We start from the raw sequence: 13,945 nt of genomic DNA, 5'->3' as shown, positions 1-13,945 counted from the left end.
GGCGGGGGCGGTACGGCGGGGCGCGCGGCGCGGTCAGCGCACCGAGCGGGCGAACAGCCGGGCCGACCACGCCAGGGCGACGAGCGCGACCGCGGCCAGCAGCGCGATGCTCTGCCACACCGAGGAGTCCCCCGCATGCCCGGCGAAGAGCGCGCGCATGCCGACGACCGCGCGGCTGAAGGGGTTCCAGTCCGAGATCCGGCGCAGCCACAGCGGGGCGAGCGCGAGCGGCAGCAGCGTGCCGGACAGCAGCATGAGCGGCTGCGCGATGTTGTTGACCACCTGGCCCAGCGCGTTGGGATTGCTCACCTTGAGCGCGATCCCGTACGACACCGCGGAGCTGGTCAGCGTGATGAGGGCGAGCAGCACGTACGCCAGCAGCAGGTCGGTGATGTGCACGAACAGGCCCAGCGGCATCGCCAGCACGATGATGACGGCCGCCTGGACGACCAGCACCACGACATCGCGCAACGCCCGGCCGAGCAGCAGTGCCACCCGGCTCACCGGCGTCACCCGGGCCCGCTCCACGACGCCGGACGCCAGCTCCGCGAGCAGACCGAAGCCGACGTAGAGGCCGCCGCCGAGCGCGAGCGCGACGAGCATGCCGGGGACGTAGATGCGGTAGGCGTCGGTCATCGAGTCGGCGCCCATGGACGCCAGCGCGGGCTTGAGCAGCGGCGCGAACAGCGCCATGTAGATGACCGGCTGGGCCACACCCAGCAGGATGGACAGCGGCGACCGGGACAGCAGCAGCATGTGCCGCTGGAAGACCAGCCAGGTGTCGCGGAGCGTCTTCACGTCGTCGTCATCTCCCTTGCGGCGGAGCGTGGTTCGGGTGGTGCGGCCAGGAGTCCTTCGAGGTGCCGGGCCGCGGCCGCGGCGCCGCCCGCGGCGGCGAAGGAGTCGCGGACCCGTCCGGCGGCGGCGCGGTAGGACGGGTCGTCGAGCACGGCGAGCAGCGCGCCGCGCAGCTCCTCCGGGCGGGCGCTGGGGAATCTGACCCGGCGTCCCGCGCCGACCGCCGCGACCCGGGCGGCGTTGAGCGGCTGGTCGCCCTTGATGGGCGCGACGACCAGCGGCACACCGTGCGCGAGCGCCTCGCAGACGGTGTTGAGCCCGCCGTGGCTGACCACCGCGTCCAGCCGCGGCATCAGCTCCAGCACCGGGGCCCGCGCCCGTACCAGCACATCGGCCCCGGGCGCGCCGGGCACCGTGCCGTCCGGGGCGATCACGATGGCCTGGACGCTTCCGGCGATGGGGCGCAGTGCCTCGACGACCCGGGCGTGGAAGTCCTCGGCGAGGTCCAGCGCCAGGGTGCCGACGGTGACCAGCACATGACGGCGTGCCGGGTCCAGCCACTCCCACGGGAAGGAGGTGTCCGGGGGCCGGGCGGCGAGCGCAGGACCGACCAGCCGGGCGTTGTCCGGCCAGTCGAGCGGGCCGTTGAGCGCCTCGCCCGTGAAGCCGACCAGCAGGTGCGGGGAGAAGCGCAGGTCGTGCGGCGGGCGGCCGGGCATCCCGGCGGCCGTCCAGATCTCCGCCATCCGCTCGTGGATCCACGCCTCGACGAGCGGCAGCGCCCGGTAGGGCCGGGTCAGCTCCATGGTGGTCGGCGCGAGACTCGCCCAGGGCAGCCCGGCGCGGTGCGCCGCCACGGCGCCGGCCACGGCGTGCTGGTCGACGGCGAGGACGTCCGGCCGGAAGGCGGCGACGGCCCGCTCGATGCCGGGCAGCGTCACCCGGGCGTGCGGGACGATGTAGCCCTCCCAGCGCGACTTCGCCGCGGCCATGCCCCGGTCGGCCTGCCCGCGGTGCGCCCGCAACGGGATGGGCGCGATCGCGGCGTCCGGCCCGAGCACCGGCCGCAGGAAGGACTCCGACCCGGCCCACAGCACGTCGTGGCCGCGTGCGACCAGCTCCTTCGACACCGCGGCGAGCGGGTGCACATGCCCGCTCAGCGGCAGCGAGACGAAGAGGTAGCGGCCCATCAGCCGCTCTTCGCGGGAGCGGTGCCGCGGTCGCCCTCCGCGTCACCGGGCCGGCCGGCGTCGCGGCCGGCGGGCCGGTCGGCGTGGGAATCGCGGTGGGCGGCCACGTAGGCGGCCACGTCACCGACCGTCAGCTCGACGATCGCGTCGATGTCCAGCCCGGCGACGTGCCCGGCGAGATCGACGCGCTCGCCGTAGCGCTCCCGCAGCGCGGCGCTCCAGGCGGCGAGTTCCTGGCTCTCGACGAGCAGGTCGCCGTCCACCCGGCTGGCGGGTGTCACGGCCTCCAGCCACGCGGCGTCCTCGCCGGTGATCCGCCGCAGCAGGTCCGCGACCGGCCGTACGAGCGCGTCCGTGTCCGCCGCCGCGTCCGACGCGGCGGTCGCGGGTTTGACGGCGCGCAGGGCGCCGTAGGTGATGACACCGGTCTCGAAGCCCCTGGTCATGAGCGGCCCCGCGTGGAAGAAGCCCAGCACGTCCACGCCGCGTTCGCGGGCCAGCCGGCGCATCTCGGTACGGCCCCGGTCGTAGCGGGCGATCTGCGCGAAGGACGGGTCCCAGGAGTTGGCGACGGCCTTGCTCCAGTCGACCGTGGCGACCTCCGCGAAACCGGCCGCGCGGGCGAGCCGCTCGTGCTCCTCCAGCGACGAGAAGTGCGGCATGACCTGGTGCTGGAGGATCTGCCGCACGAGGTCGCGCTCGTCGTCGGCCAGTTCGCCGTCGCGCACCGACCAGGTGGCCACCGCGAGGATGCCGCCGGGGCGCAGCAGGCGCAGCGCCTCGGCGAAGAAGGCCGGGCGGTCGGACAGGTGCATCAGGCTCTCCAGCGCCCAGACCACGTCGAAGGACGCGTCCGGGAAGCCGGTGGAGAGCGCGTCCAGCTGGTGGAAGCGGGCGCGCCCGGCCAGCCCCGCGGCCTGCGCCTTCTCCCCGGCCCTGGCCGCCTGCCGGGCGCTCAGCGTGACGCCCTCGACGGTGCAGTCCATCGCACCCGCGAGGTGCAGCGCGGGACCGCCGATGCCGCAGCCGACGTCCAGGACGGTCGAGCGGGGCGGGACACCGGTGAATTCGACCAGTTCACGCACCAGCCGGTCGGTGGCGGCGTGCCGGTCGGCGCCATTGGCGCCGGGTATTTCCCCCGGATCCCAGAAACCGTGGTGGACGTGTTCTCCCCACAGGTCCTCGTAGAGATCGAGCGTGATGTCGTAGTAGCGCTCCACGGCCGTGTTCAGGCCGGCGCCGGTCCCAGGTTCCAATGGCGGCCAATCCTCGGGAAAAAGAGCATGCGGAATCGGGAATGCGGTAAGCGGAATAACGTGGGCAAGCATGCACCGGGCCGACGGCGGCACCGCGGGATACGGCGGCCGGGACACGGGCACGTGAATAAGGAAACCGGGAGCGGTGCACATGTTGCCCCGGAAGTGCGTGCAGGAAGTGCGGAACGCAAGAGAAGCGGAGTTGGTGCAGCGCAGGAGCAGGACGTGGGGGATCGTGCAGGACGGCGGTGCGGTGAGAAGCGCGCAGGAGGGCGCGAAAACGCAGGCCGGGAGGTCGGCCGCGGAAATGGGACCACCGAGCCGTGAGGGCGACTGGGGGATCACCTGCATGTGGCGGTGCCGTTCTGAGCTGCCAACTTCCAGCCGGATCACGGCAGTTGGCCAATGAGCGGCCATGCTAGCGGCGGGCGTCGCGGATCGTCAATACGAGAAGATTTGTGTCGCGTGTGACGGATCGATACAGCAGGGATTGATGAGGAATTTGTCGCCGCAGACCGGAGCGGGGCTTGACAGCGCGGAATTCTGAGTTGAAAGTTCGGCGTGGGAATTTCGGTCGGCCCGCTATTGATCTGGACCATTCCGATTGCCCCGGCGCGGTCCGGCCCGCCCGGGCCGGATTCGCCGGCGGACCGGGAAACCGGGAGCGGCGGACCGCCGGGAAACCACCAGACCGGGAATCATGAAAGGGGTCCGGGTTCTTCATGAAGGCTGCCTCGACGACATCCTGGGAAGGCCGGGACGGGTCCTGGGACGGCTCCTGGGTGGACGACGTCCTGCTCGCCGGGCCCGGCGCCGACGTCTGCCTGGTCTTCGACGCGCCCGTCACACGGGCCGAGCTGCGCCGCCTGGTCCGGGAACGGCAGGCCGAACTCGCCGCCGCCGGACTGCGCGCGGGCGGCACCGCGGCGCTGTGCCTGGCGCCCTCGCTCGCGCTCGTCACCGACCTGCTCGCGGGCTGGCGCGGCGGCGCGCAGGTCGCGCTGCTCGACCACCGGCTCACCCCGTACGAGACCGGGCGCGCGCTGGAGCGGCTGGCCGCCCAGGTCGTGGTGACCGCCGAGCCCGTCGGGCCGGGGCCCGCCCGCGGCTACCACGAGCAGCACCCGGTGGTCCGCGCGCGGGCCGGCGGACTGCCCGCCCGCACCCCGCACGCGCTGGTGCAGCTCAGCTCGGGCTCCACCGGACCGGCGAAGATCATCGGCCGGACGTCCGCCGACCTCGTCGCCGAGATCGGCCGCTACGCGCGGATCGACGGGGTGCCGCGAGCCGGTGAACGCATCGTCTCGATGGCCTCCATGGTCCACGTCCTCGGCCTCGTCGGCGGCCTGCTGCACAGCCTGGCCGCGGGGGTGCGGCTCGCCTTCCCCGCGCGCGCCGGCGCCGAGGGCATCCTCGCCACCGTCGCCGCCGGGCATGAACCGACCACGCTGCTCGGCGTGCCCTTCCACATCGAACTGCTCAGCTGGGTCGCACGGCCGCCGCGGCTGCCGCAGCTCACCGGCATGACGACCGGCGGCGAGCTGGTGCGGGCCCGTGTGCACGAGGCCTTCACCGACCGCTACGGCGTGCGGCTCGGCAGCATGTACGGGATGACCGAGGTCGGCGTCATCGCCACCGACCTGTTCGGCGAGCACCGCCCCGAGGTCACGCCCGCACCGGGCATCGCCGTACGGGAGGCGGGCGGCGAACTGCTGATCGCCACCGAGCGGTCGCCCTACATCGGCCTCGACGACCCGGACCGCTGGTCGGACGGCTGGCTGCACACCCGCGACGGCGGCAGCGTCGATCCGGCGACCGGGCGGATCCGCGTGCTCGGCCGGCGGGACTCGCAGGTGTCGGTGGGCGGCCTCAAGGTCGATCTCACCGAGGTCGAGCACACCCTGGCCGAACTCCCGGACGTCGCCGACGCGGTCGTGGTCTTCGGCTCCTCCGTCGAGGCCTACGCGGTCCTGCGCGCGCCGGACGCGCGCGACCGCGTCGAGGCCGGGCTCCAGGAGCGGCTGGCCCCGTACAAACGGCCGCGGCTGCTGCACGTCGTCGACGAACTGCCGCGCACCGCCACGGGGAAGCTCGTGCGCGACCTCGCGGTGCTGCGCGCGGCCGCCACCGCGGCCCCGAACCCCACCGCCGCCGCCACGGCCGCGTCCGCGCCCGTGTCCGCGTCCGCCGAACCGCCGCCGGACCGGCCGCCCGCCGGGTGACCCGCCGTCCCGGCCCCCGCCACCGTCACCGTCACACCGTCAGCACCGCCGCCGTCACGCAAGCCACCGCAGAGGGAGCCCCCGCGATGTCCACCGAGATGTCCACCGATGAGATCCGCGCGTTCGTGCTCGAAGCGCTGAGCGAGATGAACTACAGCGTCGCCGACGTCGACGACGACACCCCGCTCGGCCCGGCCGGCATCGACCTGGAGTCGCTCGCCCTGGCCGAGCTGGGCATCCGCGCGGAGGAACGGTTCGGCGTCGTCTTCGAGGAGGACGAGGCCGAGCAGCTCGGCACGATGACGCTGGGCGAGTTCGGCGCGGCGCTGGCCGCCCGGATCGCGTCGGCCCCCGCCGCGGGCCAGTGAGCGCGGCCGTGCCGCAGCCCTCGCCGCCGCAGGTGCCACCGCCGTCGCCCGCCGCGCCGGGCCGCGCCGAGATCCTCGCGATCCTCGCGGCCTTCGGCGACCGCCCGCCGGAGGAGGTCCCCGAGACCGTCGACTCGATGGAGCTGGCCTGGCTCGTCCACCAGCTGGAATCCCGCTACGGGGCGACGGTCCCGGATTCGTCCCTGGTCCGCATGACGACGGTCACCACGGTCCTGGACGAACTCGCCGCGCTGACCGGTCCGTCCGACGGCCCCGGCACGAAGCCGGACGGCCCGGCGGCCGGCGTCGACGACCCCGCGGCGGCCCCGGACGGCCCGCGGGCCGACGGCCCCGCGGCGGGCGACTACGCAGACCGGCGCGCCGCCGCGCCCGGCTCGACGGCGCACGGCGGCGCGGCAGGCGACCCCGGAACGGACACCTCAGCCGCGGCGCGCAACGACACGGCCCCGCACACCGTCCACCCGGACGACTCCTTCGCCGTTGCCGCAGACATCCCGCTCGGCGACCCGCACACCGCCCGCGCGGACAGCACCGCGGCCACCGGCCCGGCGGGCGGCTCCGGAGCCGCCACCGCGTCCCCGGTGCCGGACGGATCCGCGTCCACCGGCCCGGCCGCGGCAGGCTCGCGGGGCGGGGACGGCGGCGCGCGTGGATGACGGCGGCGAGGTGCGGCGCGGGGCGCGGGAGGTCGTCCTCAGCGGGGTGGGGGTGCTCAGTGCGTTCGGGGTCGGGACGGAGCCGCTCATGGCGGCCGTGCTCGCCGGGCGGCCGGGCTTCACGCCCGTGGAGCGCTTCGGTGTCGGCGGCCGGCGGGCCGGGCACGCCGCCGTGCATCCCGGATCGCCCGTGCTCGCCGACGAGTTGCCGCGGATGATCGCTCTCGCGTGCGAGCAGGCCGGGCTGTCGGCCGCGCTGCGCGCCCGCTGCCCGCTGCACCTCGCCGTGCACGGCGACCCCGCGCTGCCGCGGGTGGCCGCGAGTGAGCGGGCGGCGCACGGCGCGGGCCGCTTCGCCGAGGGCGTCGCCCGGCGGGCGGGGCTGTCCGGCGCGGCGCGCGCGTACACCTCGGCCTGTGTCGCGTCGAGCACCGCCGTCGCGGACGCCGCCGCGCTCGTCGCCAGGGGACGGGCCGAGCGCGTCGTGGTGGCGGCCGGATACCTGGTCGACGCCGACCAGTTCGCCCTCTTCGACGCGGGGCGGGCGCTCGCCCGGGACGGGCGGGTGCGGCCCTTCAGCGCGGGACGCAGCGGGCTGCTGCTCGGCGACGCGGTGGTCGCGGTGGTGGTCGAGTCCGCGGCGGCGGCACGCGACCGCGGGGCGCGGCCGCTGGCGCGGCTGGCGGGGTGGGGGCGCGCGGGGGACGCCCATCACGTCGTCCGTCCCCGGCCGGACGGCGCGGGCCTGGCCCGCGCGGTCACCGCCGCCCTGCGCCGGGCAGCCCTCGCGCCGGAGCGGATCGGCTACGTCAACGCGCACGGCTCCGGCTCGCCCGCGGGCGACGCGGCCGAAGCGGCTGCGCTGCACCGGGTGTTCGGCCCGGGGGCCGCGACGCTGCCGGTGAGCTCCACCAAAGCCGTGCACGGGCAGGCCCTGGAGGCGGGCGCGCTGCTCGAACTCGTCGTCACCGTCTCGGCGTTGGCGGCGGGCCGGCTGCCGGTCAACGCGGGCTGGCTCGGCCCCGACCCCGACTGCCGTCTGGGGCTCGTCCTCGACGCCCCGGCACCGGCCACGTCCCCGTACGCGCTGAGCCTGACAACGGCGTTCGGCGGCGCGAACACGGCGCTCCTGGTGGCCGCCGCATGACGCCCACCACGCGCGATACGGCCCGCCCGCCGCACCCGCAGGCCACCCCGACGCCCCCCGCGGCCCCGGCCACCCCCGACGGCGACCGCCGGACCCCCGCGACCGCGTACCCGGCGGACCGGGTGGTGCCCGACCCTCCGGCGCGAGAGCCGGAGCAGGACCCCGGTCGCCACGCCGGACCCGCCGCGTCTTCGCACCCACAGGCCGCACCCACGCTCCCCGCGTACCCGGCGGACCGGGTGGTGCCCGACCCTCCGACGCGAGAGCCGGAGCAGGACCCCGGGCCCCACGCCGGACCCCCCGCTCCCGTACGGGAGAACGGGCCGCACGCTCCCGTCACGGCAAGCTCCGGCGTGCCCGGCGGTGGCAGCGGCGAGGCGTCGCCCGCTCCTGCGGAAGGTTCCGGGCACGACGCGGAAGTCGTCGCGCTCGCCCGCGCGTTCGGGCTGCGTGTGCCGGCCGCCGCGCGCTGGCCGGAGGGCGCGGCGGAAGGGGAGGTCCCGTTGCTGCCCGGCTTTGTCGGGTCGTCGTTCAGCCCGCTCGCCGCGGAGGTCGCGCGGCGGTGTCTGGGGCGGCGGGCCGGGGGGCCGGTCGCGTCCACCGGCGTGGTCGTGGTCAGCGCGCTGGGGGATCTGGAGCAGGCCGTGGGCGTGGCGGAGACGGTCGACGGCGGGGGGCGGCCGGGGCCGCTGGCGTTCTTCCAGGCCGTGCCGAACGCCGTGGCCGGTCATGTGGCGGCCCGCTGGGGGCTGTTGGGGCCCGTGGTGTGCGTCGCCGACGCCGCCTCGGGCGTGGAGGTGGCCGCGCTGCTGATCGAGGACGGCGACGCGGACGAGGTGCTGCTGATCCGGGTGGAGCAGGCGGCGACCGCCGGGGCGCGGGACCGCGCCGCGGCCGTACTGCTGAGTGGAGGGGATGTCCCGTGACAGGTGCGCGAGGCACGGGCGGCGAGGTCGTCGTGACCGGGATGGGCATGGTCACCCCGGTGGGCACGACGGCCGCCGAGGTCGTGGCGGCGATGTGCGAGGGGCGGTCGGGGCTGGTGCGGCCGCCCGCCGGGAGTGCGCTGGAGGGGAGCGTGGACGTCGCCGCGTTCGGCCCGCCGGTCGATCCGGCGTCCGTGCTGCCCGCGCCCGAGACCCGGGTGGTGGACCGCTACATCGTGATGGCACTGCGGGCCGCGGCCGACGCGCTGGCAGACGCGGGCATCGAGGTGGGACGGGACGTCGACCCGTACCGCATCGGGGTGATCCTGTCCGGCACCGGGGGCCTGGCGACGCTGGAGGCGCAGGTCGTGACGCGCACGCAGCGCGGACGGCTGGGCGTCAGCCCGTACCTGCTGCCGGGGATGCTGCCGAACATGGGCGCCGCGCGGGTGGCGATCCGGCACGGCATCCGCGGCTACAGCTCGTCGATCGGGACGGCGTGCGCGGCGGGCGCGCAGTCCGTGGGCGAGGGACTGCGGCTGCTGCGCGCGGGTGAGGCGGACGTCGTGGTGTGCGGGTGCAGCGAGGCGCCGCTCTTCCCGACGCTGGCCGACACCTTCTCCAACGCCCGCGCCCTGGCGCGTGGTTGGGCCGCCGACCCGGCGGGGGCGAGCCGTCCCTTCGACCGCCGCCGCAACGGCCTGGTGCTCGGCGAGGGCGCCGGGGTGCTGGTCCTGGAGCGCGCGGAGCACGCGGACGCGCGCGGCGCGGCGGCCTACGCGGGCCTGGCGGGCTGGGGCGCGACCAACGACGCCCACCACCCGACGACCCCGCACCCGGAGGGCGAGGGCGCCGCCGCGTGCATGCGCCGGGCGCTCGCGGACGCGGACCTCGCGCCCGCCGACATCGGCTACGTCAACGCGCACGGCACGAGCACGAAGATCGGCGACCGGGCCGAAGCCCTGGCGATCCGCCGGGTGTTCGGCGCGGACGGCTGCCCGCCGGTGAGCGCCACCAAGGCCGTCACCGGGCACATGCTGGGCGCGTCCGGCGTGGTCGAGGCGGCGGTGAGCGTGCTCGCGCTGCGCCGCGGGGTGCTGCCGCCGACGCACAACCTGGACGACCCGGACCCCGACTGCGACCTCGACCACGTCCGCAAGGCCCCCCGCCCGGCCCCGGGGATCGGCCACGTGATGTCGAACTCCTTCGGGTTCGGCGGCCACAACGTCAGCCTCGTCATCGGCCCGCCGGGCACCCGGCTCGCCCGCACCGTCTGAACGGCGCGCGGCGGTCCGCTCACGGCACCGCCCCGCGCCCGCACCGCACGTCATCGACCAAGGAGCGGCAATGGACTACCTCGGCATCGACCATGTCGAGTTCTACGTGGGCGACGCGCGCCAGGCCGCGTTCGTCCTGTGCTCGGCCTTCGGCTTCCGGGTGCACGGGCACGGCGGCCCCGAGACGGGCCTGCCGGACCAGCGCAGCCTGCTGCTCGTCCAGGGGGACTGCCGGGTGCTGCTGACCTCGGGCCTGCGCCCCGACCACCCGGCGGTGGACTACGTGGCCCGGCACGGCGACGGGGTGGCCGTGATCGCCTTCGGCACCCGGGACGCCGGCGCCGCCTTCGCGGCGGCGGTGGCGGGCGGTGCGACCCCGGTCGGGCCGCCGCGCACGTACGAGGGCCCGGACGCGTCGGTGCGCACCGCGACCGTCTCCGGTTTCGGCGACGTGGTGCACCGCCTGGTCGAACGGCACGGCGCCGCCGGGGACTTCCTGCCCGGCGCGATCGTGCCCGTGGACGAGGAGCCCGCCGCGCCGGAAGGTCCCGGCCTGCTCCGGACGATCGACCACGCAGCGGTGTGCCTGGAGGCGGGCACGCTGGAGGCCACCGTCGCCTTCTACCGGGCGGCCTTCGGCTTCGACCTGATCTTCGAGGAGTACATCGAGGTCGGCGGCCAGGGCATGTTCTCGCAGGTGGTGCAGAGCCCCGGCGGCAACGCGACGCTGACGCTCATCCAGCCGGACCTGAGCCGTACCCCCGGCCAGATCGACGACTTCCTGGCCTGGCACGGCGGTCCGGGTGTGCAGCACCTGGCGCTGACCACCGACGACATCGTGGAGGCCGTGGACGCGCTCGGCGGCCGGGGCGTCGGCTTCGCGCCCACCCCGGCGAGCTACTACAGCTCGCTCGGCAGCCGGCTCGGCGCCGTGGACCTGCCGGTGGACCGGCTGCGGCCGCGCGGCATCCTCGTCGACCGCGACCACTGGGGGCAGATGTACCAGATCTTCGCCCGGTCGATGCACGTGCGCCGCACGTACTTCTGGGAGCTGATCGAGCGGCACGGCGCCCGCACCTTCGGGACCAGCAACATCCCGGCCTTGTACGAGGCGAAGGAGCGCGAGCTCGCCGCCGTCCGCGCGACCACGAAGGCAGGCCTGTGATGACCGTCGACCAGGACCGTACGACCGCCCTCGCGGCAGCGGACTTCACTCTCACCGAGGCGGAGGCGGCGCTGCTGCCGGACGACGCCGACGTGGCCTTCTACGCCGAGCACGGCTGGTACCTGACGAAGAAGCTGCTCGACGACGCCGAGGTGGACGAGCTGGTGGCGGCGAGCGAGCGCTACTACGCGGGCGAGCGCAGCCGTACGCTGCCGGTCCGCCCGCCGCGGCTCGCGGCCTGGCAGCCGTCGGACGGGCCGGTGCAGCGGCACAACGACTACGTGCACGTCGAGAGCGACCCGATCGCCCGTATCCTGCGCAAGCCGCTGATCGGCGCGGTCGCCGCCCGGCTGGCGGGGGCCGCCGAGATCCGGGTCTTCCAGTCGACGCTCATCCTCAAGCCGCCGGTCGCGGGCGAGCCCAGCAACATCGTGCCCTGGCACATCGACAAGCACTACTGGTCCACCTGCACCTCGGAGCGGATGCTGACCGCCTTCGTCCCCCTCCACGACTGCGGTGAGGAGATGGGCACCCTCACCGTCGTCGACGGCAGCCACCGGTGGCGGGAGACCGGCCGCGAGGACTCGATGACCCGGCACTTCGCCGACCGCGACCGCGACCAGCTGGAGGCGGTGCTCGCCGCCAACGCCGCCCACAACGGCGCGGAGATCCGCAAGGTGCCGCTGGTCATCCCCAAGGGCCACATGAGCTTCCACCACTGCCGGACCTACCACGGCAGCGGCCCCAACGTCAGCGGCCGGCCGCGCCGCGCGATCTCCTTCCACCTCCAGGACGGCGACAACGCCTACCGCCGCTTCCCGCTGGAGGGCGGCGGCGAGGCCGTCTACAACCACGACGTGCTGGTACGGCGGCTGCCGGACGGCCGCCCCGACTACGCCGACCCCGCGTACTGCCCGGTGCTGTGGCGCGGCGAAGGGCCGCGGAAGCGTGGCTGACGCGGACGGGGCCGCGGGCCTCTACCGGACGATGGCGCTGATCCGCGGCTTCGAGCAGCGGGCGGTCGAGCTGGTACGGGCCGGTGTCGTGGCCGGCGGCATCCACCCCTGCACCGGGCAGGAGGCGGTCGCCGCCGGGACGTGCGCGGCGCTGCGGACCGACGACCTGATCACCAGCACCCACCGCGGGCACGGCCATGTGCTGGCCAAGGGCGCCGACCCGGCCCGCATGATGGCCGAACTCGCCGGGCGGGACACCGGGCTCAACCGGGGCCGGGGCGGCTCGATGCACGCCGCCGACTTCGCCGCGGGCGTGCTGGGCGCCAACGCGATCGTCGGCGCGGCGGTGCCGATCGCGGCGGGCGCGGCCTGGGCGCTGCGGCAGCGCGGCTCGGACCGGGTGGTGCTCAGCTACTTCGGCGACGGGGCCGTCAGCCAGGGCGTGGTGCTGGAGGCGTGCAACCTGGCGGCGCTGTGGCGTGTCCCGCTCGTGCTGGTCTGCGAGAACAACGGCTGGGCCACCTCGATGCGCCCCGCCGACACCATGGCCGGCACGGTGACGGGCCGCGCGGCGGCCTTCGGCATCCCCGCGGTCACCGTGGACGGCATGGACGCCGAGGCCGTGCGCGACGCCACCGCCGAGGCCGTCGCCCGGGCCCGGTCGGGCGCGGGCCCGGCGCTGCTGGAGTGCACCACCTACCGCTTCGACGCGCACCACACGTGGGAGCACACCGCACGCCCCCGCTACCGCAGCGAGGAGGAGGCCGCGGCGGGCCGGGCCCGCGACCCGCTGGAGATCCAGGGCGCCCGGCTGCCCGCCGCCGTACGCGCCGCGGCCGACGCCGAGACCGCGCGGGTGCTGGACGACGCCGTGCGGTACGCGCTCGAAGCGCCGCACCCGGACCCGGCGACCGCGCTGGACCACCTGTACGCGACCGGGCTGCGGCCCAGGGCGGGGGCACTGTGATGCCACGGCTCTCCTACCTCAAGGCCCTCAACCGGGCGATCGGCGACGAGATGGAGCGCGACCCGGACGTGGTCGTGCTGGGCGAGGACGTCGGGGTGGCCGTCACCAATGTGACGGCGGGGCTGCTGCGGCGGTTCGGCCGCGACCGGGTGCTGGACACGCCGATCTCCGAGCAGGCGTTCACCGGTTTCGCGACCGGGGCGGCGATGGCGGGGATGCGCCCGCTCATCGAGTTCCAGATCCCGGCGCTGCTCTTCCTCGCCTTCGAGCAGATCGCCAACCAGGCGCACAAGTTCTCGCTCATGACGGGCGGCCAGACCCGGGTGCCGGTGACGTACCTGCTGCCCGGCTCCGGGTCGCGCGACAGCTGGGCGGGCCAGCACTCCGACCACCCCTACAGCCTCTTCGCGCACGTCGGGGTGAAGACGGCGGTGCCGGCCACGCCGGCGGACGCCTACGGGCTGCTGGTGACGGCGATCCGGGACGACGACCCGGTGGTGGTCTTCGCGCCCTCGGCCGCGCTGGGGGTGCGCGAGGACGCCGACTTCGGCGCGCTCGGCCCCGTACCGCTGGGCTCGGGGCGGGTGCACCGCGCGGGCACCGACGTCACCGTCGTGGCGGTGGGGCACCTGGTGCACGACGCGCTCGCGGTCGCCGAGGAGCTGGCCGGGACGGTGTCGGTCGAGGTCTTCGACCCGCGCTCGCTGCACCCCTTCGACTGGGCGGGACTCGCCGCGTCGCTGGAGCGCACCGGACGGCTGGTCGTGGTCGACGACTCCAACCGCTCGTGCGGCATCGGCGCGGAGATCGTCGCGACCGCCGCGGAGGAGATGCGGCTGACGGCCCCGCCCCGCCGGGTCACCCGCCCGGACGGGGCGGTGCTCCCCTTCGCGCGCGAGCTGGACCTGGCGTGCCAGCCGACCCGGGCGCAGCTGCGGACCGCGGTGGAGAAGGCGGTGCGCGGCGGATGAGCGGCACCACCACCGCCGCCCGCGC

At 75.6% G+C, this 13,945-nt stretch carries 13 protein-coding genes; 10 read left to right on the top strand and 3 right to left on the bottom strand.

Annotated elements, in window-relative coordinates:
- Positions 1-33: 33 nt before the first annotated feature.
- The 3 genes from ACH4PY_RS35180 to ACH4PY_RS35170 are packed head-to-tail and all read right to left on the bottom strand — an operon-like array spanning position 34 to position 3,244.
- Entirely contained in the window at positions 34-798 is a 765-nt protein-coding gene (locus tag ACH4PY_RS35180) for an ABC transporter permease (protein WP_398192530.1), read from the bottom strand.
- The gene (locus ACH4PY_RS35175) at positions 795-1,988 is read right to left on the bottom strand and encodes a glycosyltransferase (RefSeq protein WP_398192528.1); all 1,194 of its coding nucleotides are present in this window, start codon (positions 1,986-1,988) and stop codon (positions 795-797) included. The genes ACH4PY_RS35180 and ACH4PY_RS35175 overlap by 4 nt, the downstream gene beginning before the upstream one ends.
- Positions 1,988-3,244, bottom strand: coding sequence for a methyltransferase domain-containing protein (locus tag ACH4PY_RS35170; RefSeq protein WP_398192526.1), 1,257 nt, complete (start codon positions 3,242-3,244; stop codon positions 1,988-1,990). The genes ACH4PY_RS35175 and ACH4PY_RS35170 overlap by 1 nt, the downstream gene beginning before the upstream one ends.
- A gap of 722 nt (positions 3,245-3,966) precedes the next feature.
- Between ACH4PY_RS35170 and ACH4PY_RS35165 the strand changes: the two genes are divergently transcribed.
- The 10 genes from ACH4PY_RS35165 to ACH4PY_RS35120 all read left to right on the top strand — a co-directional run bounded on the left by ACH4PY_RS35165 (position 3,967) and on the right by ACH4PY_RS35120 (position 13,920).
- Positions 3,967-5,466: a class I adenylate-forming enzyme family protein gene (locus ACH4PY_RS35165; RefSeq protein ID WP_398192524.1), complete on the top strand. Its 1,500-nt coding sequence runs from the start codon at positions 3,967-3,969 to the stop codon at positions 5,464-5,466.
- Positions 5,467-5,552: 86 nt separating this feature from the next.
- The gene (locus tag ACH4PY_RS35160; RefSeq protein ID WP_398192522.1) at positions 5,553-5,834 is read left to right on the top strand and encodes an acyl carrier protein; all 282 of its coding nucleotides are present in this window, start codon (positions 5,553-5,555) and stop codon (positions 5,832-5,834) included.
- Between the two features lie 8 nt (positions 5,835-5,842).
- Complete coding sequence (locus tag ACH4PY_RS35155; RefSeq protein WP_398192520.1) at positions 5,843-6,511, top strand: hypothetical protein; 669 nt, start codon at positions 5,843-5,845, stop codon at positions 6,509-6,511.
- Positions 6,504-7,658 carry a beta-ketoacyl synthase N-terminal-like domain-containing protein gene (locus ACH4PY_RS35150; protein ID WP_398192518.1) on the top strand — a complete coding sequence of 385 codons (1,155 nt, stop codon included), beginning with the start codon at positions 6,504-6,506 and terminating at the stop codon, positions 7,656-7,658. Before ACH4PY_RS35155 ends, ACH4PY_RS35150 begins: the two co-directional genes overlap by 8 nt.
- A 353-nt stretch (positions 7,659-8,011) precedes the next feature.
- Positions 8,012-8,584 carry a hypothetical protein gene (locus tag ACH4PY_RS35145; protein ID WP_398192516.1) on the top strand — a complete coding sequence of 191 codons (573 nt, stop codon included), beginning with the start codon at positions 8,012-8,014 and terminating at the stop codon, positions 8,582-8,584.
- Positions 8,581-9,861 (top strand): beta-ketoacyl-[acyl-carrier-protein] synthase family protein, encoded by a 1,281-nt coding sequence (locus tag ACH4PY_RS35140; RefSeq protein WP_398192514.1) that lies wholly within the window; start codon positions 8,581-8,583, stop codon positions 9,859-9,861. Before ACH4PY_RS35145 ends, ACH4PY_RS35140 begins: the two co-directional genes overlap by 4 nt.
- A 70-nt stretch (positions 9,862-9,931) precedes the next feature.
- Positions 9,932-11,026, top strand: coding sequence for a 4-hydroxyphenylpyruvate dioxygenase (gene hppD, locus ACH4PY_RS35135; RefSeq protein WP_398192513.1), 1,095 nt, complete (start codon positions 9,932-9,934; stop codon positions 11,024-11,026).
- Positions 11,026-11,982 carry a phytanoyl-CoA dioxygenase family protein gene (locus ACH4PY_RS35130; protein WP_398192511.1) on the top strand — a complete coding sequence of 319 codons (957 nt, stop codon included), beginning with the start codon at positions 11,026-11,028 and terminating at the stop codon, positions 11,980-11,982. Before hppD ends, ACH4PY_RS35130 begins: the two co-directional genes overlap by 1 nt.
- The gene (locus tag ACH4PY_RS35125; RefSeq protein WP_398192509.1) at positions 11,975-12,949 is read left to right on the top strand and encodes a thiamine pyrophosphate-dependent dehydrogenase E1 component subunit alpha; all 975 of its coding nucleotides are present in this window, start codon (positions 11,975-11,977) and stop codon (positions 12,947-12,949) included. The genes ACH4PY_RS35130 and ACH4PY_RS35125 overlap by 8 nt, the downstream gene beginning before the upstream one ends.
- Positions 12,949-13,920 carry an alpha-ketoacid dehydrogenase subunit beta gene (locus ACH4PY_RS35120; RefSeq protein WP_398192507.1) on the top strand — a complete coding sequence of 324 codons (972 nt, stop codon included), beginning with the start codon at positions 12,949-12,951 and terminating at the stop codon, positions 13,918-13,920. Before ACH4PY_RS35125 ends, ACH4PY_RS35120 begins: the two co-directional genes overlap by 1 nt.
- Positions 13,921-13,945 lie beyond the last annotated feature (25 nt).

It is taken from the genome of Streptomyces sp. NPDC021224 (assembly GCF_044332905.1).
GTDB lineage: Bacteria > Actinomycetota > Actinomycetes > Streptomycetales > Streptomycetaceae > Actinacidiphila.
This window is presented reverse-complemented; position numbering and strand designations above follow the sequence as displayed.

Excerpts from the sequence above, each read along its gene's own strand:
- hppD (WP_398192513.1), top strand. The coding sequence starts at position 9,932 with ATGGACTACCTCGGCATCGACCATGTCGAGTTCTACGTGGGCGACGCG.
- ACH4PY_RS35160 (WP_398192522.1), top strand. The coding sequence starts at position 5,553 with ATGTCCACCGAGATGTCCACCGATGAGATCCGCGCGTTCGTGCTCGAA.
- ACH4PY_RS35130 (WP_398192511.1), top strand. The coding sequence starts at position 11,026 with ATGACCGTCGACCAGGACCGTACGACCGCCCTCGCGGCAGCGGACTTC.
- ACH4PY_RS35165 (WP_398192524.1), top strand. The coding sequence starts at position 3,967 with ATGAAGGCTGCCTCGACGACATCCTGGGAAGGCCGGGACGGGTCCTGG.
- ACH4PY_RS35175 (WP_398192528.1), bottom strand. The coding sequence starts at position 1,988 with ATGGGCCGCTACCTCTTCGTCTCGCTGCCGCTGAGCGGGCATGTGCAC.
- ACH4PY_RS35120 (WP_398192507.1), top strand. The coding sequence starts at position 12,949 with ATGCCACGGCTCTCCTACCTCAAGGCCCTCAACCGGGCGATCGGCGAC.